Below are 24248 nucleotides of genomic sequence, written 5' to 3' on the forward strand. Positions count from 1 at the left end.
ATGCATTTCAGCGAACTGATGGCTGTTATTTCCACCCATGCGATCCGCCTTCAACAGGAAGATGAAGACCTGGTCATTCTGGGCAGCGACGACGCGCTGGATGACGCGTTGTGGGACAGCCTCGCGGCGCACAAGGCGCAACTGCTGGAACTGGTTGCAGAACACGGCGGTGACTGGCTGAGCCCGGCCTTTCGCATCACCCCGGACATGCTGCCGCTGGTGACGCTGAATCAGGAGGCGCTTGACCGCATCGTCGCCACCGTGCCGGGCGGCGCCGCCAATGTGCAAGACATCTATCCGCTGTCCGCGTTGCAGGAGGGCATGCTCTATCACCACCTCTCGGCTGCTGCTGGCGACCCCTACATTTCGCAGGCGCGCTTCGTGTTCGACGGCCTGCAACGGCTGGACGCGTTTGCCGACGCGCTGCGTTGGGTGGTCAAGCGTCACGACATTCTGCGCACCTCGTTTGTCTGGGAATACCTCGACGAGGCGGTGCAAGTGGTCTGGCGCGAGGCGTCGCTGGTGTGTGAGAAAATCAGCGTCGACCGTGACCGCGACGTACTCACGCAATTGCTCGAACGCCATGACCCGCAGCACTTGCGCCTGAACATGCAGCAAGCGCCGCTGCTGCGCATGGTCTATGCGCAGGATCCTGCCCAGGAGCGCGTGGTCGCGCTGTTGCTGTTTCATCACATGATCATGGATCACGTTGCGCTGGATGTAATGCGCAGGGAAATCCAGGCGTTTCTGCTCGGGCAGACCGCGCAGGTGCCTGCGCCGGTGCCGTATCGCGATCACTTGGCGATGGCGCGCAGTGCCGGCAATCAGCAGGCGCAAGAAGCGTTTTTCCGCGAGATGCTCGCCGACATCGACGAGCCGACACTCCCGTGTGGTTTGCAGGATGTGCAGGGTGACGGCCACGCCATCGAGGAGTCTTCGTTGATGCTCGACAGCCGCTTGAGCCAGCAGTTGCGCGAGCAGGCGCGGCAGCTCGGCGTGAGCGTTGCGAGCCTGACGCATCTGGCGCTGGCGCGGGTGCTGGGGCAATTGTCCGGGCGCACGGCGGTGGTGTTTGGCACCGTGCTGCTGGGGCGGATGGACGCGGGCGAGGGTGGTGAGCAGGCGTTGGGCATGTTCATCAACACTTTGCCGCTGCGCGTTGATGTCGGCGAACAAAGTGTGCGTGCCGGCGTGCGGGCGACCCATCAGCACCTGACGGCGTTGCTTGCGCATGAGCAGGTTTCGCTGGCTTTGGCCCAACGCTGCAGCGCAGTGGCCGTGCCGACGCCGCTGTTCAGCGCGATCCTCAACTACCGGCACAGCAGTGTCGAAGAAGTCGCTGACGTGGTCGACATTGCCCCCGGTGTGCAGCTGCTCGGCGCCCGCGAGCGCACCAACTATCCGCTGACCATCAACATTGATGACCTCGGCGCAGATTTGCGCATCACCGCCCTGGCAGATGCAGCGCTGGGTGCCGAGCGCATGGCGGCTTACCTGAGCACTGCGCTGGAGAGCCTGGCTGCGGCGCTGCAATCCAGCGCCGATGTGGCGCTGCAAGAGCTGAAAATCCTCCCCGCCAGCGAACTCGAACACCTGCTGCACGGCAGCAATCTGCCTCTGACGCAGTTCCCCGAATCCCCGCTGATCCACCAGCAATTCGAAGCCCATGCGCAGGCCCGACCTGACGCCACGGCGTTGATCTTCGCGGGGCAGACGCTCAGCTACGGCGAGCTCAATCGCCGCGCCAATCAGGTCGCCCATCATTTACTGGCGCTGAACATCCGCCCCGATGACCGTGTCGCCATCTGCGTCGAGCGAGGCCCACAGATGATCATCGGCCTGCTCGGCGTACTCAAGGCTGGTGCCGGGTACGTGCCGATCGATCCGGCTTATCCGCTCGACAGAATCAGCTTCACCTTGCAGGACAGCGCACCGGCGGCGGTGCTGATGCAAGCGGCAACGCGCGATCGCGTGGCCGATCTCGACGCGCCGCAGATTGACCTCGACGGCGCTCACCTCGAGGCCGGACTCGACTGCAATCCGCAGATTCCCGAATTGACCACGGCGCATCTGGCTTACGTGATCTACACCTCCGGTTCCACCGGTTTGCCCAAAGGCGTAATGGTCGAGCACCGCAACGTGACGCGGCTGTTTGCTGCTACCCATGACTGGTTCCAGTTCAATCAGCAGGACACCTGGGCGCTGTTCCATTCCTTTGCGTTCGATTTCTCGGTGTGGGAAATCTGGGGCGCGCTGGCGCTCGGAGGGCAATTGCTGCTGGTCCCGCAAGCTGTCAGCCGGTCGCCGGATGACTGCTATGAATTGCTCTGCCAAAGCGGCGTGACCGTGCTCAACCAGACGCCGAGCGCCTTCCGCCAATTGATCGCCGCGCAGGGCCGCAGTCAGCTTCAACACTCGTTGCGGGAAGTCATTTTCGGCGGTGAAGCCCTGGAGCCGAGCCTGCTCAAACCGTGGTACGCACGGGTCGGCAATGCCGGTACACGGCTGGTGAACATGTACGGCATCACCGAAACCACCGTGCACGTGACCTATCGACCGCTGCAAGCCGCCGACGCGCAATTGCTCGGCGTCAGCCCGATTGGCGTGCGTATTCCCGACCTGCAACTGTATGTCCTCGATGCGCAGCGTCAGCCGGTCCCCGTAGGCGTGATTGGCGAGTTGTACGTCGGCGGCGCGGGGGTGGCGCGCGGTTATCTGAATCGCGAAGCACTGACGGCCGAGCGTTTTATCAATGATCCGTTCAGCGAAAACGCCGAGGCGCGTTTGTATAAAACCGGTGACCTCGCGCGCTGGGCCGCCGACGGCAGCCTCGAATACCTGGGCCGTAACGACGATCAAGTGAAGATTCGCGGTTTCCGCATCGAACTGGGCGAAATCGAAGCGCGCCTTTGCGCTTGCGCAGGGGTGCGCGAAGCCGTGGTCATCGCCCGCGAGGACAGCCCCGGTGATCAGCGTCTGGTTGCCTACTGGCTGGCCGACGCAGGCGCCGCGCCGGACGTGGCGCAGTTGCGTGATCATTTGCTGGCGGTGCTGGCTGACTACATGGTGCCGAGCGCCTTCGTGCGTCTGGACGCTTTTCCGCTGACCACCAATGGCAAGCTCGACCGCAAAGCCTTGCCGCAACCGGACAGCGAGGCCTTCGCCCATCGTGGCTTCGCAGCACCGGTCGGGGTCGTGGAAAAGCTGATTGCCGAACTCTGGCAGACCTTGCTCGGTGTCGAGCAAGTCGGTCGCCATGACAATTTCTTCGAACTCGGTGGCCATTCGCTGCTGGCGGTAAAACTGATCGAACGCATGCGCCAACAGGATCTGCATTGTGATGTGCGCGTGCTGTTCGGTCAGCCAAGCGTGGCCGCGCTGGCGGCGACCTTGAGCAGCGAACGCGTGATCGTCGTGCCGGACAATCTGATCGCGGCGGATTGCTCGCGCATTACCCCGGCCATGCTGCCGCTGGCCCATCTCGATCAGGCCGCGATCGACCGCGTGGTTGCCAGCGTGCCGGGCGGCATTGCCAATGTGCAGGACATCTACGGGCTTGCCCCGTTGCAGGCGGGGATTCTCTATCACCACTTGGCAACCAGCGCCGGCGATCCCTATGTGTTGCAGGCGCAATTCGCCTTCGACGGCCTGGCGCGGATCAAAGACTTCGTTCGTGCCTTGAATGGCGTGATCAAACGCCATGACATTCTGCGCACCGGCATTGTCTGGGAAGGGCTTGAAGAGGCGGTGCAAGTGGTCTGGCGTGAGGCACCACTGGCGCTGGAACGCGTCGATGCCGATGAACTCGTCGGCGATGTACTGGAACAGATGCAAGCGCGTTTCGATCCGCGCCACTATCATCTGGACCTCAATCGCGCGCCGCTGATGCGCTTTGTCTACACCGAAGATCAGCCGCACAACCGCTGGATCGGCATTCTCCTGCTGCACCATATCGTCCTTGATCACACCGCGCTGGATGTGCTGGTCGCGGAAATGAACGACGTCATGCGCGGCGTCAGCAGTGATCTGCCGCCGCCGGTGCAGTACCGTAATTTCGTCGCGCAGGCGCGGCTCGGTTCCGATGATCAGGCTCATGAACTCTTCTTTCGCGAGATGCTTGCTGACATTGACGAACCCACCGTGGCCTTCGGTTTGCAGGACGTGCACGGCGACGGCAGCGCGATCCTCGACAGTCATTCCGAGCTGGACGCCAGCCTTGGTCAGCGTCTGCGCGAGCAGGCGCGGCGGCTGGGTGTCAGCGTGGCCAGTCTGGTGCATCAGGCCTGGGCGCAGGTGTTGGCGCAGGTTTCCGGCCAGCAAGAGGTGGTGTTCGGCACAGTGTTGCTCGGACGGATGCAAGGTGGGGAGGGCGCTGATCGGGCGTTGGGCATGTTCATCAACACCTTGCCGCTGCGCGTCAGCGTCGGGGCGGATTCGGTAGAGAGCGGCGTGCGTGCGACCCATGCACGTCTGGCGCAGTTGCTCGGCCATGAGCAAGCCTCGCTGGCACTGGCCCAGCGTTGCAGTGGTGTTGCCGGTTCGCAGGCGCTGTTCAGCACCTTGCTCAACTACCGCCACAGTGCGCCGGAATCGGCCGCGGTAACGTGGGACGGCGTGCAGATTCTCAGCTCGCGCGAGCGCAGTAACTATCCGTTGGTGGTCAGCGTCGACGACCTTGGCGAAGGTTTCCGTCTGAGCGTGCAAGCCGTGCCGCAGGTGGATGGCACGCGGGTCTGTGATTTCTTGCAAACCGCGTTGCACAGTCTGGTCACGGCGCTGGAGTACACGCCGACGGCGCCGTTGCAGCAACTGACGATCGTGTCGCCGGGCGAGCGCCAACGGGTGCTGGTCGGCTTCAATATCAGCGGTCGTGAATACCCGCCCGCGCAAACAGTGCCGCGCCTGTTTGAAGCGCAAGTCCTGGCGCATCCCGAGGCGCTAGCGGTGGTGCAGGGCGAGCAACAGCTCAGCTACCGTGAACTGAATCAGCGCGCCAATCGCCTCGCCCATCACTTGATCGGCCTCGGCGTGCAAGTCGACGACTGTGTCGCGCTGTGCCTGCGTCGCGGCCCTGACATGCTCGTTGCGCAGTTGGCGATTCTCAAGGCCGGCGCGGGTTATGTACCGATCGATGCGGATTATCCGCCAGAACGCATTGCCTACCTGTTGCAGGACAGTGATCCGGTCGCGGTGCTGGCGCAGGCTTCGACGCGCCACTTGCTCGGCTTTGCGCCGGTGATTGATCTGGACGCCAGCGACTGGCGGCACTTGCCCGACGACAACCCGCAACGGTCGGGCCTGACCCCGGCGAATCTGGCCTACGTGATCTACACCTCGGGTTCCACCGGGCAACCGAAAGGCGTGATGGTCGAGCACCGCACTCTGGAAAACCTCGTGCACTGGCACGCCGAAGCTTTCGATCTGCACGCCGGCAGCCACACCGCCAGCATCGCCGGTTGCGGTTTCGATGCCATGGCCTGGGAAGTCTGGCCGGCGTTGTGCGTCGGCGCGACCGTGCATCTGCCACCGCCCTCGATCAAAAATGAACACCTCGACGAACTGCTCGAGTGGTGGCGTGCGCAGCCGTTGCAGGTGAGTTTTCTGCCGACCCCGGTGGCCGAATATGCCTTCAGTCGTGAACTGGGCCATCCGACCCTGCGCACGCTGCTGATCGGTGGCGACAAGTTGCGCCAGTTCCCACGGGAGCAGACGTTCGCCGTGATCAACAACTACGGCCCGACCGAAGCTACGGTGGTGGCGACGTCCGGGAGCATCCAACCCGGGCGGGTTTTGCACATTGGCCGGCCGATCGCCAATGCGCGGATCTATCTGCTGGACCGCCAGCAACAGCCGGTGCCGACGGGCGTGCAGGGCGAGTTGTATGTCGGTGGCGCCGGGGTTGCACGCGGCTATCTGAATCGACCGGAACTGACCGCTGTGCAGTTCCTCGACGACCCATTCAGCGACGAACAGCACGCGCGGATGTACCGCACCGGTGACCTGGCGCGCTGGCTGGACGATGGCAATATCGAATACCTGGGGCGCAACGACGATCAGGTGAAACTGCGCGGTGTGCGTATAGAACTCGGGGAAATCGAATCGGCGCTAAGCGCACATGATGCGGTCCGTGAATGCGTGGTGCTGGTGCGCGACGGGCGTCTTGTTGCGTGGTTCACTGACATCGAGCAGGTCGAGATCGGCGACTTGCACCGCCATCTGCAAGCGCAACTGCCGGACACTTTGGTGCCGGCCGCCTATGTGCGACTGGCCAGCCTGCCGCTCACGGCTCACGGCAAACTCGACCGCAAGGCCTTGCCCGAGCCGGATCAGGACGCGTGGCTCAGCCGTGAATATGAGGCGCCGCAAGGCCCGGTTGAAGTAGCGCTGGCGCAGATCTGGGCCGACGTACTGAACATCGAACAGATCGGTCGTCACGACAACTTCTTCGAACTCGGCGGCCATTCGCTGTTGGCGGTGAGCCTGATCGAACGCATGCGTCAGGCCGGCCTGAGCGCCGATGTACGCGTGCTGTTCAACCAGCCGAGCCTCGCCGCGCTGGCGCGGGCCTTGGGCAGTGGTCGGGAAATCGCAGTGCCGGCCAATCTGATTGCGGCCGATTGCACGCACATCACCCCGGACATGCTGACCCTGACCACGCTGGATCAGGCCAGCATCGATCGTATCGTCGCCACGGTGCCGGGCGGCGCCGCCAATGTGCAGGACATCTACCCGCTGGCACCGTTGCAGGAAGGCATTCTTTATCACCACCTCAGTGCCGAACAGGGTGATCCGTATCTGCTGCAATCACGTCTGGCCTTCGACAGCCTCGAACGTTTACAAACCTTCGCCACGCATTTGCAGCAGGTCATCGCGCGTCACGACATTCTGCGCACCAGCGTAGTCTGGGAAGGCTTGTCCAACCCACAGCAAGTGGTCTGGCGTGAGGCGCAGATGGTTGTGCACAAGGTGCCACTGGAGGTGCAGGACGGCGACATTCTCCAACAGTTGCACGCGCGATTCGATGCTCGGCATTTCCGCCTCGACTTGAATCAGGCACCGCTGATCCGCATGGTCTACGCCGAGGATCCGGCGCATCAGCAAGTCGTCGCCATCGTGTTGTTCCATCACTCGATTCTCGACCACACCGCCATGGAAGTGATTGGTCGGGAAATGCACGCGTTGATGTTTGATCAGCTCGACACGCTGACTCCCCCGATGCCGTACCGCAACTACGTGGCGCAGGCGCGCCTGGGCGCCGATGCGCAGGAACATGAGGCGTTCTTCCGCGAGATGCTTGGCGATATCGACGAGCCGACCTTGCCTTTCGGTCTGCAGGATGTTCAGGGCGATGGGCGTGGCATCGAAGAAGCGCTGCAAGCGGTCGATGCCACGCTCAATTTGCGCCTGCGCGAACAGGCGCGGCAGTTGGGTGTCAGCCCGGCGAGCCTGATGCACATGGCCTGGGCGCAGGTGCTGGGCATGGTCTCCGGACGCTGTGATGTGGTGTTCGGCACCGTGCTGATGGGACGGATGCAGGGCGGCGAGGGCGCCGACCGCACGCTCGGGGTGTTCATCAATACCTTGCCGCTGCGGGTTGATCTCGCACAAGGCGTGCGCGCCGGGGTGAAAGCCACCCATGCGCGGCTGACGGCGCTGCTTGGCCATGAACACGCGTCACTGGCGCTGGCCCAGCGTTGCAGTGGCATGGTCGGTTCCGCGCCGCTGTTCAGTGCCTTGCTCAACTACCGGCACAGCGCCGCCGCACAACAGCCGCGCGATGGTCAAGGAATTTGGCAGGGCGTGCGCATGCTTGGCGGTGAGGAGCGCAGCAATTATCCGCTGACCCTGTCGGTGGATGATCTGGGCGAAGGCTTTGCCCTCGACGTGCTGGCGGTCGCCGAGATCGGTGCACAACGGATTTGCAGTTACATGCACACCGCACTCGAACATCTGGTGACCGCACTGGAAGAAGCACCGCAACGTCCGCTCAACCGGTTGCCGGTGCTTTCGGTGGCGGAATACGAAGACTTGCTGGTCGGCTTCAACCAGCATGACGCGGCCTATCCGCGTGGCGCGACGATTCAGCGCTTGGTCGAGGTTCAGGCCGAGCAGCAGCCGCATGCACCGGCCGTGGTGCAGGGCGCGCAGCAGCTGACTTACGCTCAGCTCAATCAGCGTGCCAATCGCCTGGCCCATCACTTGCTCGGCCTCGGCGTGCAGCCCGATGACCGCATCGCCGTGTGTCTGCGCCGTGGCCCGGACATGCTCGTCGCGTTGCTGGCGATCCTCAAGACCGGCGCCGGTTATGTGCCGGTCGACCCGGCGTATCCGGCGGAACGCATCGCTTATCTGTTGCAGGACAGCGTGCCGATGGCGGTACTGGCGCAGGCTGCGACGGCTGATTTGCTGGGCGCAGTGCCGTTGATTGATCTGGACCATCCCACTTGGCAGCAGTTGTCCGACAGCAATCCGCAACTGTCGACGCTGACCCCGGCTCATCTGGCCTACGTGATCTACACCTCCGGCTCCACCGGCCAGCCGAAAGGCGTGATGGTCGAACACGCAACGCTGGAAAACCTTGTGCACTGGCACTGCGAAGCTTTCGACCTACGCGCCGGCAGCCAAACCTCAAGCGTCGCCGGCTGCGGTTTCGATGCCATGGCGTGGGAGGTCTGGCCAGCACTGTGCGTCGGCGCGACCCTGCATCTGCCACCGCAATCGGTGAGCAACGAGCACCTCGACGAGTTGCTCGCGTGGTGGCGCGCGCAGCCATTGCAGGTGAGTTTCCTGCCGACGCCCGTCGCCGAATACGCGTTCAGTCGCGACCTCGGCCACCCGACCTTGCGCACGCTGTTGATCGGTGGCGACAAACTGCGCCAGTTCCCCCGCGAGCAGACCTTCGCGGTGATCAATAACTACGGCCCGACCGAAGCCACGGTGGTCGCCACCTCCGGCGCGGTCGAGGCCGGGCAGGTGCTGCACATCGGCCGGCCGATGGCCAATGCGAAGATTTACCTGCTCGACGATCAGCAGCGCCCGGTACCGGTCGGCGTCGCCGGCGAGTTGTATGTCGGCGGTGCCGGTGTGGCGCGTGGTTATCTGCATCGGCCAGAGCTGACTGCCGAACGCTTCCTCGACGACCCGTTCAGTGACGAACCGCAGGCGCGCATGTACCGCACCGGTGACCTCGCACGCTGGCTCGCCGACGGCACAATCGAATACCTGGGGCGCAACGATGATCAGGTCAAACTGCGCGGCGTGCGCATCGAACTGGGCGAAATCGAAGCGGCATTGTGTGGTCACGAAGCCGTGCAGGATTGCGTGGTGCTGGTGCGCGACGGGCAGTTGCTGGCGTGGTTTACCGAACGCCTGAACGTCGAGATCGATGATTTGCGCAGTCATCTGCAAGCGCAGTTGCCGCAAGGCCTGGTGCCCGTCGCTTACGTACGTCTGCCAGCACTGCCGCTGACCGCTAACGGCAAACTCGACCGCAAGGCGTTGCCGGAGCCGGATCAAACGGCGTGGCTGAGCCGCGACTACGCCGCGCCGCAAGGTTCGGTGGAAATTGCGCTGGCGCAGATCTGGTCGGACGTTTTGAACATTGGACAGGTCGGCCGCCACGACAACTTCTTCGAATTGGGCGGGCATTCATTGCTGGCAGTGACGCTGATCGAACGCATGCGTCAGGTCGATCTGAGCACCGATGTGCGTGTGCTCTTCAGCCAGCCGACTCTAGCCGCGCTAGCTGCAGCGGTGGGCAGTGGCCGCGAGGTCGCAGTGCCGGACAATCTGATTGCGGCCGATTGCACGCACATCAACGCGGACATGCTGACGCTGGTGCAACTGGATCAGGCCAGCATCGAGCGCATCGTTGCCACGGTGCCGGGCGGCGCGGCCAACGTGCAGGATATTTATCCGCTGGCGCCGTTGCAGGAAGGGATTCTGTATCACCATCTCAGTGCGGCGCAGGGCGATCCGTACCTGCTGCAATCGTGTCTGGCATTCGACAGCGTCGAGCGTTTTCAGGCGTTTGCCGCGGCGCTGCGTCAAGTCATGAGCCGCCACGACATTCTGCGCACTTCGATTGTCTGGCAAGGGCTCGCAGCGCCGGTACAAGTGGTCTGGCGTCATGCCGAACTGCCGGTACAGGCCGTGGCGCTGGAGCCCGCGCAGGGTGAAGCCATCGAGCAGTTGCGCGCGCGCTTCGATGCGCGGAACTGGCGTCTGGAGCTGGATCAGGCACCACTCCTGCGCTTGGTGTATGCCCTCGATCCGGACCATCAGCGCGTGGTTGCCATGCTGTTGTTCCACCACATCGCCATGGACCACACCGCGCTCGCCGTGGTCAGCGAAGAAATGCAGGCGATTTTGCGCGGTGATGAGCAACTGCCGGTGGCCGCTGTGCCGTACCGCAACTATGTGGCTCAGACCCGACTTGGCGTCAGCGAACAAGAGCACGAAGTGTTCTTCCGCGAGATGCTCGGCGACATCGACGAACCGACACTGCCGTTCGGTTTGCAGGATGTGCACGGCGACGGCAATGACATCGAGGAAGTCCGCCGGGCGCTGCCTGCTGCGGTGGCGCAGCGTTTGCGCAGTCAGGCGCGGTTGCTCGGTGTCAGCGTCGCCAGCCTGTTCCATCTCGCCTGGGCACGGGTGCTGGCGGCAACGTCCGGCCAGGAGCGCGTGGTCTTTGGCACCGTGTTACTCGGGCGCATGCAGGGCGGCGCAGGCGCGGATCGCGGGCTGGGCATGTTCATCAACACCTTGCCATTGCGTGTGGATGTTGACGAAAGCAACGTGCGCGCCGGGGTCAAGGCAACCCATGCGCGACTCAGTGCGCTGTTGGCCCACGAACATGCGTCGCTGGCATTGGCCCAGCGTTGCAGCGGTGTGGCGGCGCCGTCGCCACTGTTCAGCGCAATGCTCAATTACCGCCATAGCGACAGCGAAGCTCAGCAAAATACCAAGCGTGAGGCTTGGCAGGGCATCGAATCCCTGACCGGTGAGGAGCGCACCAATTACCCGTTGACCCTTAACGTCGACGATTTCGGCAGCGGCTTCCAACTGACGGTGATGACCCCGGCGCGTATCGGCGCAGCACGCATCAGCCGGTTCATGCAGAACGCGCTGGTTGTGCTGGCTGAGGCGTTGGAGCAGACACCACAGCAACCGTTGAATCGTTTGACGGTGTTGCCGGACGAGGAGCGGCAGGCGTTGTTGTTCGGCCTCAACGCCACCGACGTCGATTACGATTTGCAGCAGACGCTGCACGGTTTATTCGAAGCGCAAGTGCTGCGTACGCCACAGGCTGTGGCCGTCGTCGCCGGCGAACAGGCATTGAGCTACACGCAACTGAACGAGCGCGCCAACCGCCTGGCCGGGCACCTGGTCGACCTCGGTGTGCAGGTGGATTCGCGCGTGGCGATCTGCGTGGAACGCAGTCTGGAAATGGTCATCGGCCTGCTGGCGATCAACAAGGCCGGCGCCGCGTATGTGCCGCTGGACCCGACCTATCCGCCGGAGCGCCTGGCCTACATGCTTGAGGACAGCGCGCCAGCCGTGGTGCTGGTACACACTGCTACCAGCGGGTTGCTGGGGGATGTCACGGCGGCAGTGGTCGACCTTGACCACAACAGCTGGCAATCACTGTCCGCCGACAATCCGCAAATCCCGGCGCTGACGCCCCGGCACAGCGCTTACGTGATCTACACCTCGGGCTCGACCGGCCAGCCCAAAGGTGTGGTCAACGAACATGCCGGGGTGGTCAATCGTCTGCTGTGGATGCAGGACGCCTATCAGCTGACCGCGGCCGATTCGGTGTTGCAGAAAACCCCGTTCAGCTTCGACGTGTCGGTGTGGGAGTTCTTCTGGCCACTGATGACCGGCGCGCGGCTGGTCATGGCGCAGCCCGGCGGGCACAAGGATCCGCAGTATCTGAGCGACGTGATCGAGCGTGAGAACATCACCACGCTGCACTTTGTGCCGTCGATGCTCGACGTGTTCCTCGCTAACAGCGATGCCACACGCTGCGATGGCGTGCGTCAGGTGATGTGCAGCGGAGAAGCGTTGCCGGGCAGTCTGGTGCGGCGCTTCAAACTGCAACTGCCGGGCAGCGCTTTGTACAACCTGTACGGCCCGACCGAAGCGGCCGTCGACGTCACGGCGTGGGATTGCGCCGGCTCCATCGAGCAGACCCCGGACAACACGCCGATCGGCAAACCGATCGCCAACACCCGCCTGTACATCCTTGATGCGCAACAGCAACCGGTGCCGCAAGGCGTGATCGGCGAGCTGTACATCGCTGGCGTGCAGGTGGCGCGCGGGTATCTGAACCGACCGCAACTGACGGCCGAACGCTTCCTCGAGGATCCGTTTCATCCGCATGGGCGCATGTACCGCACTGGCGACGTCGCACGGTATCGGCCGGACGGCAATATCGAATACCTGGGGCGTAACGATGATCAGGTGAAGATCCGCGGTCTGCGTATTGAACTGGGCGAAATCCAGGCACGCCTGACCCAGGTCCACGGCGTGCAAGAAGCGGTGGTGCTGGCCCGCGAAGACGTGCCGGGCGACAAACGTCTGGTCGCGTACTACACCGGCGAACGCCTGGAAATCGACCTGCTGCGCAGTCATTTGCTCAAGCCCTTGCCGGACTACATGGTGCCCGCCGTGTTCGTGCATCTCGACGCTTTGCCGCTGAGCCCCAACGGCAAGCTCGACCGCAAGGCGCTGCCGGCGCCGGATCAGCAATCGCTGAAAACCCGCGAATACGAAGCCCCGGTCGGTGAAGTCGAAATCACCCTCGCACGGCTCTGGGCCGAGCTGCTCAACGTCGAACGAGTAGGGCGTCACGATCATTTCTTTGAACTGGGTGGTCACTCATTACTGGCGGTCAGTCTGATCGGCCGGTTACGTCAGGAAGGCATGGAAGCCGATGTCAGGGCGTTGTTCGAACAACCGACCCTGGCCGGCTACGCCGCAATTACCGAAAGAATGGAGATCGTCCTGTGAATGTGCTCGAACTATTGGCAACCCTGAAGGCAAAAGACATTCAGTTGGCGGTGACCGATGAGCAATTGCGCGTCAACGGCAACAAACAGGCGTTGAGCGATCCGGCACTGCTGGCCGCGCTGCGTAAACACAAACCGGCACTGATCGAACTGATCAAGGCCGGGCAATACTCGGCCACTCGCGTCGGCCAGATCGACGTGCCGGCCAACGGCATTCTTCCCGGCAGCACGCACATCACGCCAGCGATGGTGACCCTGGCTGAAGTGGATCAGCCGACACTCGACCGCTTGATCGCCGACGTACCGGGCGGCGCCGCCAATGTGCAGGACATCTATCCACTGGCGCCGTTGCAGGAAGGCATTCTCTATCACCACGCGAGCAACGAGCAGGGCGATCCCTACGTCATGCAATCGTACTTCGCGTTCAGCAGCCGTGAACGTCTGCAGGACTTCGCTCAAGCGTTGCAAAAGGTCATCGATCGCCACGACATCCTGCGCACGGCGGTGCATTGGGAGGGGCTGGACGTGCCGCTGCAAGTGGTCTGGCGTCAGGCACAGTTGCCGATGGAAGAGGTTGTGCTGGCAGACGGCGAAAGCGCTGCGCTGCAGCAATTGCACGATCGCTTCGATGCGCGGCATTTCCGACTCGACGTCCGGTGTGCGCCGATGATGCGTCTGGCCTACGCGTGGGACGAGGACGGTCAGCGCGTGGTCGCGACGTTGTTGTTCCATCACATGGCCCTGGACCACTCGGCGCTCGACGTGGTGCGTCACGAACTGCTCGCCTGCCTCACCGGACAGGATCAATCGCTTGGCCGGCCGGTGCCGTTTCGCAATTACGTGGCGCAAGCGCGGCTGGGCATCAGCGAAGCAGAACACGAGACGTTTTTCCGCGAGATGCTCGCGGACATTGCCGAGCCGACGCTGCCGTACGGTTTGCAGGATGTGCAGGGCGACGGCCGCGGTATCACCGAGCTGAGCCTGCCGATCAATGCGTTGCTCGGCCAGCGTTTGCGGGCGCAGGCGCGGCAACTCGGCGTGAGCGCCGCGAGCCTGTTTCACCTGGGCTGGGCGCAGGTGCTCGCGGCGCTCACCAGCAAGCCAAACGTGGTGTTTGGTACGGTGCTGATGGGCCGCATGCAAGGCGCCGAAGCTACTGAACGGGCGCTGGGGATTTTCATCAACACCTTGCCGCTACGGGTCGATGTCGATGCGCAGGGCGTACGTGCGGCGGTGGAGGCGACGCACAAACGCCTGACTACTTTGATGCGCCACGAACACGCGCCGCTGGCATTGGCCCAGCGTTGCAGCGGCGTGGTCGCACCGACGCCGCTGTTCAGTGCCTTGCTCAATTACCGGCACAGCCATACGGCGGCGACGGCGAGTGCCGAGACCCTGGCTGCGTGGGAAGGGATCAGTACGCTCAGCTCCGAGGAGCGCACCAACTATCCGCTGACCTTGAGTGTCGATGATTTCGGCGATGCGTTCAGCCTGACCTTGCTGGCCACCACCGAGGTCGATCCACAGCGTATCTGCGATTACTTGCAATGCGCCCTCGATAGTTTGGTGCTGGCGCTGGAACAGGCGCCCGATACCGCGCTCAACCAATTGCCGATCCTCCCGGCGGGCGAGCGCGAGCAGGTGCTGTTGGCGTTCAATGCCACTAAGGCCGACTACCCGGCAGCGTTGACCATTGCCCAACGTTTCGAGGCGCAAGTGGCGCAGCGACCAGAAGCGCTGGCAGCACAGTTCCTGGGTGAGCAATTGAGTTATGCCGAACTCAACCGGCATGCCAACGCGCTGGCCCATCATCTGATCGAACTGGGTGTGAAGCCTGATGATCGCGTTGCCATCGTCGCCCGCCGTGGCCTCGATACGCTGGTCGGGCTGGTCGCCATTCTCAAGGCCGGCGCCGGCTATGTGCCGGTCGACCCGGCACACCCGGCCGAGCGTCTGCATTACTTACTCAGCGACAGCGCCCCCGTCGCCGTGCTGACCCAAAACAATCTGCGTGGTCGCTTGCCGGCGCTGGCGGTGCCGGTAATCGATCTTGACCCGCGCACCTGGCCGCTGAGCGAAACCCTCGATCCGCAGGTGCCGGGGCTGACCGCCGCACATCTGGCCTACGTGATCTACACCTCCGGTTCCACTGGCTTGCCCAAAGGGGTGATGGTCGAACACCGCACCTTGTCGAATCTGGTCGACTGGCATTGCTCCGCGTTTGATCTGTGCGCCGGTCGCCACACTTCAAGCCTTGCCGGCTTCGGTTTCGACGCCATGGCCTGGGAAGTCTGGCCGGCGTTGTGTGCCGGCGCGACCTTGCACTTGGCACCGACTCACGAAGGCAGCGAGGATATCGATGCGCTGCTCGCCTGGTGGCGCGCGCAGCCACTGGACGTCAGTTTCCTGCCGACGCCCGTCGCCGAATACGCCTTCAGCCAGAACCTCGAACACCCGACGTTGCGTACGCTGTTGATCGGTGGCGACCGCTTGCGCCAGTTCAGTCGCAACCAGCAATTCGACGTGATCAACAACTATGGCCCGACCGAAGCTACCGTGGTCGCCACTTCTGGGCGAATCGAGGCAGGCGGCGCCTTGCACATCGGCAAACCGGTGACCAATGCCACGGTGTACCTGCTCGATGAACAGCAGCGTCCGGTGCCGATTGGCGTCATGGGTGAGTTGTACGTTGGCGGTATCGGGATCGCTCGCGGCTATTTGAATCGCGCCGACTTGAGCGCCGAGCGCTTCCTCCATGACCCGTTCAGCGCCCTGCCGAACCCGCGCATGTACCGCACCGGCGACCTCGCACGCTGGCGTGCCGACGGTACGATCGAGTACTTGGGGCGTAACGACGATCAGGTGAAAATCCGTGGCGTGCGCATCGAACTCGGCGAAATCGAAACCCGCCTCAACCAGTTGCCCGGCATTCAGGAAGCCGTGTTGCTGGCGCGCGAGGATGAACCCGGTCAGCCGCGTCTGGTGGCGTATTTTACCGAGCAGAGCCAGGTCGAACCGCTGACGGTAGCCGAGTTGCGCGCGCACTTGTTGAGCCAGTTGCCGGAGTACATGGTGCCGGTGGCCTTCGTCAGACTCGACGCACTGCCGTTGACCGCCAATGGCAAGGTCGACCGCAAAGCCTTGCCGAAACCTGAGCGTGCGGCGCTGTTCACCCGCGAGTACGAGGCACCGCACAACGAACTGGAAAGCGCTTTGGCGCAGATCTGGGCGCAGGTGCTGCAGGTCGAGCGAGTAGGGCGTCAGGATCATTTCTTCGAACTCGGCGGCCATTCGTTGTTGGCCATGCGCATGGTGTCCCAGGTTCGCCAGCGCCTCGGCGTCGAGCTGGCGCTGGGCGATCTGTTTGCCAACGCCGAACTCGCTGCCGTCGCCGAGGCGGTGGCGCAGGCCGGGCGCAGCACGCAACCGGAGATTGTCGCGGTGGCCCGTGGCGGCGCCTTGCCGCTGTCGTTCGCTCAGCAACGCTTGTGGTTTCTCGCACAAATGGAAGGCGCGAACACCGCGTACAACATTCCCATCGGCCTGCGTCTGCGTGGCAGCCTCAATGAACAAGCCCTGCAACAGGCGTTGGCGCGCATCGTCGCGCGGCATGAAACCCTGCGCAGCCGTTTCGCCCAGTTCAACGACGAAGCGCAAGTGCTGATCGCCCCGGTCGACAGCGGTCTGCTGCTGCGCGTCGAAGATCTGCGCCAGCACCCGCAACCTGACGAAACCTTGCAGGCGCTGATTCAGGGCGAAGCGTCCGGGCCGTTCGATTTGCAGGATGACGCGCTGATTCGTGGACGACTGGTACGGCTGACCGACGATCATCACGTGCTGTTGCTGACCCTGCACCACATCATTTCCGATGGCTGGTCGATGGGGGTTCTGACCCGCGAATTGATGGCGTTGTATCAGGCGTTCAGCCAGGGTCAGGCGGATCCACTGCCACCGCTGACGCTGCAATACAGCGATTACGCGGTGTGGCAGAGACGCTGGCTCAGTGGCGAGGTGCTACAGCGTCAAAGCGAATACTGGCAACAGACCCTGGCCGGCGCTCCGGCACTGTTGACGTTGCCGACTGACCGCGTGCGCCCGGCGCAGCAGGATTACGCCGGCAGCACCGTCGACGTGGTGCTCGACGAACGCCTGAGTGCCGCACTCAAGGCCTTGGCCCAGCGTCACGGCGTGACGATGTACATGCTTCTGCTCAGTGCCTGGGCGAGTCTGTTGAGTCGTTTGTCCGGGCAAGCCGAAGTGGTCATCGGTTCGCCGGTGGCCAACCGTACCCGCGCCGAGATCGAAGGCTTGATCGGCATGTTCGTCAACACGCTGGCGCTGCGTATCGATACCTCTGGTGAGTTGAGCACTGAAGCGCTGCTGGCAAGGGTCAAGACGCGCACGCTGCAAGCGCAGGCGCATCAGGATCTGCCGTTCGAGCAAGTGGTGGAAATCACCCGGCCGCTGCGCAGCATGGCGCACAGCCCGTTGTTTCAAGCGATGTTCAGTTGGGACAGCGGCCACGGCGCCAGCCTGAGCCTGGGCGAGCTGACGCTGGAAAGCGTCGCCGAGCCGAGCCACTTTGCCAAATTCGATTTGTCGCTGACGCTGGCAGACGCGCCGGGCGGGATTCGCGGTGTGCTGGAGTACGCCGTTGCCTTGTTCGACGAATCGACCATTGAGCGGTATGTCGGTTACTTCCAGCGACTGTTGCAGGCAATGGTCAGCAACGACCAAGCCGTGCTGGAACAGGTGACGTTGTTGGCCGACGACGAGCGTCAGCACCTGCTGGTCGATCTGAACGCCACCGCCGTCACCCACGATCTCGAACAGACCGTTCATGGCCGCTTCGAGGCGCAGGTGCTGCGCACGCCAGACGCTGAGGCCTTGGTCGCCGGTGAACTGCGTTTGAGTTACGCCGAATTGAACCGCCGCGCCAACCGCCTCGCGCATCACTTGCGCCAGTGCGGCGTGGGCAGCGATTCGCGGGTGGCGATCTGCGTCGAGCGCGGGCCGCAGCTGCTTGTCGGTCTGCTGGCAATTCTCAAGGCTGGCGGTGCATATGTGCCGCTCGACCCGGGTTATCCCGCCGAGCGTCTGGCTTATATGCTCGCGGACAGCGCGCCCGTGGCAGTCCTGGTGCATGCGCCGACGCGTGCACTGATCGGCGAGTGGGCCGGCATGTTGGTCGATTTCGACCATTGCAGCTGGCAAAACCTTGCGCAAAACAATCCGCAGGTACCGGGCCTGAACGCTGCGAACCTGGCTTATGTGATTTACACCTCCGGTTCCACCGGCACCCCAAAAGGCGTGATGGTCGAGCACCGCAACTTGGGCAATTTGCTGCACTGGAGCACCAGCCTGTGTCCGCTGGCGACCGGCGCTGCGCTGTTGCAGAAAACCCCGTTGAGTTTCGATGCTTCCGTATGGGAGCTGTTCTGGCCGTTGACCTGCGGCATGCGCCTGATCCTCGCGGGCCCGGACGGTCATCGCAATCCGGCGGCGCTGGTGCAGCTGATTCGTGAGCAACAGGTCAATGTCATCCAGTTCGTACCGGCGCTGTTGCAGCAATTCCTTGAAGTGGAAGAAGTCGTTGAGTGCAGCAGCCTGAGCGATGTGTTTTGTGGTGGCGGTGAGCTGACTGGCGCGTTGGTGCGCAGCGTCCGCGAGCGTCTGCCGCAGGTGCGCCTGCACAACGTTTATGGCCCGACCGAAGCCACTGTCGACAGCACCGTGTGGACGCTGGAACCGCATTCGCCGGTACCGCATGGCGCGCCGCCGATTGGCAAACCGCTGTGCAACACTCGCGTGTACATCCTTGATGTTCACCAGCAACCGACGCCGCTGGGGGTGGCAGGCGAGATGTATCTGGGTGGCGTGCAGGTGGCTCGGGGGTATCTGAATCGGCCGCAGCTGACGGCCGAACGCTTCCTTGACGATCCGTTCAGCGATCAGGCTGGCGCGCGTTTATATCGCACCGGTGACGTCGCACGGTATCTGGCTGATGGCAACATCGGGTATCTGGGGCGCAACGACGATCAAGTCAAAATCCGTGGTTTGCGCATCGAGTTGGGCGAGATTCAGGCACATCTGGCGCACGTCGATGGTGTGCGCGAAGCGGCGGTACTGGCCCGTGAAGACGTGCCGGGCGATCAGCGTCTGGTCGCGTACTACAGCGGCGAGCCGCTGCAAATCGATCAGTTGCGCAGCCAACTGCTCAAGCACTTGCCGGATTACATGGTGCCTGCGGTGTTTGTGCATCTGCAGGCCTTGCCACTGAGCCCCAACGGCAAACTGGATCGCCAGGCCTTGCCGGCCCCTGACCCGTCGGCGCTGCTGACTCGCGCGTACGAAGCCCCGGTCGGTGAAGTCGAAACCGTGATTGCGGGTATCTGGGCCGAACTGCTGAAGGTCGAGCGGATAGGGCGCTTTGATCATTTCTTCGAACTGGGCGGGCATTCGTTGCTGGCGGTCAATCTGGTTGCGCGCATGCGCCAGGCCGGCCTGTCGGCGGATATTCGCGTGCTGTTCGGCCAACCAACGCTGGCCGCGCTCGCTGCAGCGGTCGGCGGCGAACCCGAGGCGGCGGTGCCAGCGAACCTGATTCCCGCCGATTGCCTGCGCATCACCCCCGAACTGCTGCCGCTGATGGCGCTTGATCAAACGGCCATCGACCGGATCGTCGCGAGTGTCCCCGGCGGCGTCCGGAATGTTCAGGACATCTACCCGCTGGCGCCTTTGCAGACCGGCATTCTGTTCCATCATCTGTCGGCCGCGCAGGGTGATCCGTACGTGTTGCAGGCGCAGTTCGCCTTCGCCGATGAACAGCGTTTGCAGACCTTCACCGAGGCACTGCAAAGAGTGATCGAGCGCCATGACATTCTGCGCACGTCGCTGTTCTGGGAGGGGCTGGAAGAGCCGGTGCAAGTGGTCTGGCGTCTGGCTTCGCTGAGCTGCGAGGCATTGCACCTGGATGCCGAAGCAGGCGATGCGCTGAGCCAGTTGCGTAACCGATTCAACGTCGATAACTACCGTATGCCGGTTACCGAGGCACCGCTGATGCGCGTGGTGTACAGCCGTGATGCCGCCCATCAACGCGTGGTGGCGCTGCTGCTGTTCCATCACCTGGTCATGGATCACGTGGCGCTCGAGGTGTTGCAGCACGAGATGCAGGCGTTTTTGCTGGGCAACGCCGGGCAACTGGGCGATCCGGTGCCGTACCGCAATTACGTGGCGCACACCCGCTCCGGCCTGACAGAGCAAGAGCACGCCAGTTTCTTCGGCGAGATGCTCGGCGCTGTTGATGAGCCGACCTTGCCCTACGGACAGAGTCTGGCCGACGACGGTCCCGCACAAGAGGCGCAACTGAATCTGGATAGTCCACTGAGCTACAGCGTGCGTCAGCAGGCGCGACGCTTGGGGGTCAGCGCCGCCAGCCTGATGCACCTCGCCTGGGCGCAGGTACTCGGGCAGTTGTCCGGGCGTGACACCGTGGTGTTTGGCACGGTGTTGCTCGGCCGATTGCAGGGCGGTGCGGGGGCGGAGCGAGCGCTCGGTGTGTTCATCAACACCTTGCCGTTGTGCATCGAGCTGAACGCTCATAGCGTCAAAGGTGCCGCACTGGCGACCCACGAACGCCTGAGTCAGTTGCTCGCCCACGAGCATGCGCAACTGGCGCAGGTGCAACAGTGCAGCGCCATGCCGGCGGGAACGCCGCTGTTCAGCACGCTGCTCAATTATCGTCACAGCGCTCCGGTCGGACCGATATCTGCCGAGGTGCAAGCCGCCTGGCACGGCATGCAATTGCTCGATGCCGAGGAACACACCAACTATCGCCTGACCCTCAGCGTCGATGATCGTGGCGACGATTTCAGCCTGAAGGTATTGGCCGGGGCCGGCATTGATGCGCAACGCATTTGCGGGTACATGCAGGCTGCGTTGAGCGTATTGCTTGATGCGCTGGAGCTTGAGCCGCAGGTGGGTTTCGATCGGTTGTCGATCCTGCCGATGCACGAGCGTGAAAAGGTGCTGGCGGGCTTCAACGCGACCGAGGCTGACTACCCGCGTGGGCTGACGATTGCGCAGCGCTTCGAATCGCAGGTCGCCGCGCGTCCGCAGGCCGTGGCAGCGCTGTTTGCCGGGCAGCCACTGACGTACTTGCAACTCAATCGTCAGGCCAATGCCTTGGCTCATCACTTGATCGCCATCGGGGTGAAAGCCGATGACCGCGTGGCCATAGTCGCCCGTCGTAGGCTGGACACGTTGGTCGGGCTGGTCGCCATACTCAAGGCCGGCGCCGGCTACGTGCCGGTTGACCCGGCGAATCCCACTGAACGGATCAGCTATCTGCTCGGCGACAGCGCGCCGGTTGCGGTGCTCACTCAAAGCGATTTGCACGAGAGACTGCCGCAGATGAGCGTGCCAGTAATCGATGTCGACCTGTGCGCGTGGCCGGCGCAGCCGCAGCACAACCCTGCGGTTCCGGGACTGAGCGCTGCGCATCTGGCCTACGTGATCTACACCTCGGGTTCGACGGGCCTGCCCAAAGGGGTCATGGTCGAGCATCAGACGCTGTCCAACCTGGTCGACTGGCACTGTGATGCGTTCGACTTACGCGCCGGCAGCCACACCTCAAGCCTTGCCGGGTTTGGCTTCGATGCAATGGCGTGGGAGGTCTGGCCGGCGCTGTGTGTGGGCGCGACCTTGCACTTGGCGCCGACCCATGACGGCACCGAAGACATCGACGCGTTGCTCGAATGGTGGCACGGGCAACCACTGGATGTGAGCTTCCTGCCCACGCCGATTGCTGAATACGCGTTCAGCCAGAACCTCGATCACCCGACTTTGCGCACCTTGCTGATTGGTGGCGATCGCTTGCGCCAGTTCAACCGCGACCAGCGCTTTGCCGTGATCAACAACTACGGCCCGACCGAGGCTACCGTGGTCGCCACTTCCGGGCGTATCGAAGTCGGCGCGGCGTTGCACATCGGCAAACCGGTGGCGAACGCGGCGGTTTACTTGCTCGACGAGCAGCAACGCCCGGTGCCAATGGGCGTCATGGGCGAGTTGTATGTCGGCGGTGCCGGTGTGGCGCGAGGTTACCTGAACCGCGTCGATCTGACCGCCGAGCGCTTTCTGCACGACCCGTTCAGCCCCTTGCCGAATGCGCGCATGTACCGCACCGGTGACCTTGCCCGCTGGCGCGAAGACGGCTCGCTCGACTACCTGGGCCGTAACGACGATCAGGTGAAAATTCGTGGCATGCGCATTGAATTGGGTGAAATCGAGACCCGCCTCAATCAGCTCCTCGGGATCAACGAAGCGGTACTGCTGGCCCGGGAGGACCAACCCGGTCAGCCGCGACTGGTGGCGTATTTCACCGAACAGGCCGGGGCCGAGCCACTGGCGCTGGGCGAATTGCGCGCACAGCTGTTGACGCAGTTGCCGGACTACATGGTGCCGGCAGCGTTTGTCCGGCTCGAGGCTTTGCCGCTGACCGCCAATGGCAAGGTCGACCGCCGGGCCTTGCCGAAACCGGATCTGGCCGCATTGCCGACCCGCGAATACGAGGCGCCGCAAGGCGAGCTGGAAACAGCACTGGCGCAGATCTGGGCCGAAGTGCTGCAAGTGAAGCAGGTCGGCCGTCACGATCATTTCTTCGAACTCGGCGGTCATTCGCTGTTGGCGATGCGCATGGTTTCGCTGATTCGCCAGCGTCTCGGCGTCGAACTGGCGCTGAGTGATCTGTTTGCCGATACCCGATTGAGCGCAGTTGCCGCAGTATTGAATCGCGCCGGGCGCAGCGTGCTACCGGACATTTTGCCGGCACCGCGTGATCAGGCACTGCCGATGTCCTTCGCCCAACAACGCCTGTGGTTCCTGGCGCAGATGGCGGGTGGCAACTCGGCGTACAACATCCCTGTTGGTCTGCGCTTGCGTGGTCACCTGGACGTCGATGCCCTGCAATCAGCGCTGGCGCGGATCGTTGCCCGCCACGAAACCCTGCGCAGCCGCTTCATCCGCTTCGACGACAGCGCACAGGTGTCGATTGCCCCGGTCGACAGCGGTTTGCTCTTGCGCGTTGAAGACCTGCGTCAACAGTCACAAGCCGAACACGCCTTGCAGGCATTGATGACACAGGAAGCTTCGACAGCGTTTGATCTGCAGCACGATCCGCTGATTCGCGGACGGCTGGTGCGTCTGGCCGACGAGCATCAGGTGCTGCTGTTGACCGTGCATCACATTGTTGCCGATGGCTGGTCCATGGGCGTGCTGACCGCTGAGTTGATGGCGTTGTATCAAGCGTTCAGCCAGGGTCAGCCTGATCCGCTGCCAGCCCTGACGCTGCAATATGGCGACTACGCCGTGTGGCAGCGGCGCTGGCTCAACGGTGAAGTGCTGCAGCAGCAAAGCGACTACTGGCAGCAAACCCTCGAAGGCGCGCCGGCATTGTTGACGCTGCCAACCGATCGCCCGCGTCCGGCGCAGCAGGATTACACCGGCGGCAACGTCGAAGTGCTGCTGGACCAGCGCCTGAGCGCAGGCCTCAAAGCGTTGAGCCAACGTCACGGCGTGACGCTGTTCATGACGGTGATGAGCGCCTGGGCATTGCTGATGAGTCGTTTGTCCGGGCAGTCCGATGTGGTGATCGGTGCGCCGGTGGCCAACCGTAGCCGCGCTGAAATCGAAGGCTTGGTCGGCATGTTCGTCAACACGCTGGCTTTGCGTATCGACACCTCGGGCGCACCGAACGTCGAAGCGCTGCTGGCACGGGTCAAGGCGCGGACACTGGAGGCGCAAGCGCATCAGGATCTGCCGTTCGAACAAGTGGTCGAAATCGCCCGACCAGCGCGTAGCTTGGCGCACAGCCCGTTGTTCCAGACCACACTGAACTGGGACAGCAGCGTCGGCCCGCAACTGGCGTTGGGCGATCTGACGCTGGAGGCCATTGCCGGATCGGGCGATGTCGCCAAGTTTGACCTGACGCTGACACTGGGCGAGGTCAACGGGGTGTTGCGTGGCTCGCTGAACTACGCCACGGCGCTGTTCGATGCGTCGACGATCGAGCGTTACGTCGATTACTTGCAACGCTTGCTCGAAGCGATGGTAACGGATGATCAAATAATCCTGGAACACACGCCGTTGCTGGCGGCCGATGAGCGTCAGCGCCTGCTGTATGACTTCAACGCCACGGCGCGTGACTACCCGCAAACACTCACCGTGCAGGGGATT

2 protein-coding genes (1 of these 2 running past the window's edge) are annotated in these 24248 nt (G+C 63.2%); both read left to right on the forward strand.

What is annotated here, in order from left to right; genetic code table 11:
- A complete protein-coding gene (locus J2Y90_RS16395; RefSeq protein ID WP_253500854.1) occupies window positions 1–13017 on the forward strand; it encodes a non-ribosomal peptide synthetase in 13017 nt (4338 codons plus the stop codon).
- Window positions 13014–24248 carry the 5' portion of a non-ribosomal peptide synthase/polyketide synthase gene (locus J2Y90_RS16400; protein WP_367399438.1) on the forward strand. 6609 nt of this gene lie beyond the right edge of the window, so 11235 of the gene's 17844 nt are visible here — the first part of the coding sequence; it begins with the start codon at window positions 13014–13016; its stop codon lies off the right edge, out of view. The genes J2Y90_RS16395 and J2Y90_RS16400 overlap by 4 nt, the downstream gene beginning before the upstream one ends.

The organism is Pseudomonas koreensis (assembly GCF_024169245.1).
GTDB classification, from domain to species: Bacteria; Pseudomonadota; Gammaproteobacteria; order Pseudomonadales; family Pseudomonadaceae; genus Aquipseudomonas; species Aquipseudomonas koreensis_F.

Excerpts from the sequence above, each read along its gene's own strand:
- J2Y90_RS16395 (WP_253500854.1), top strand. The coding sequence starts at position 1 with ATGCATTTCAGCGAACTGATGGCTGTTATTTCCACCCATGCGATCCGC.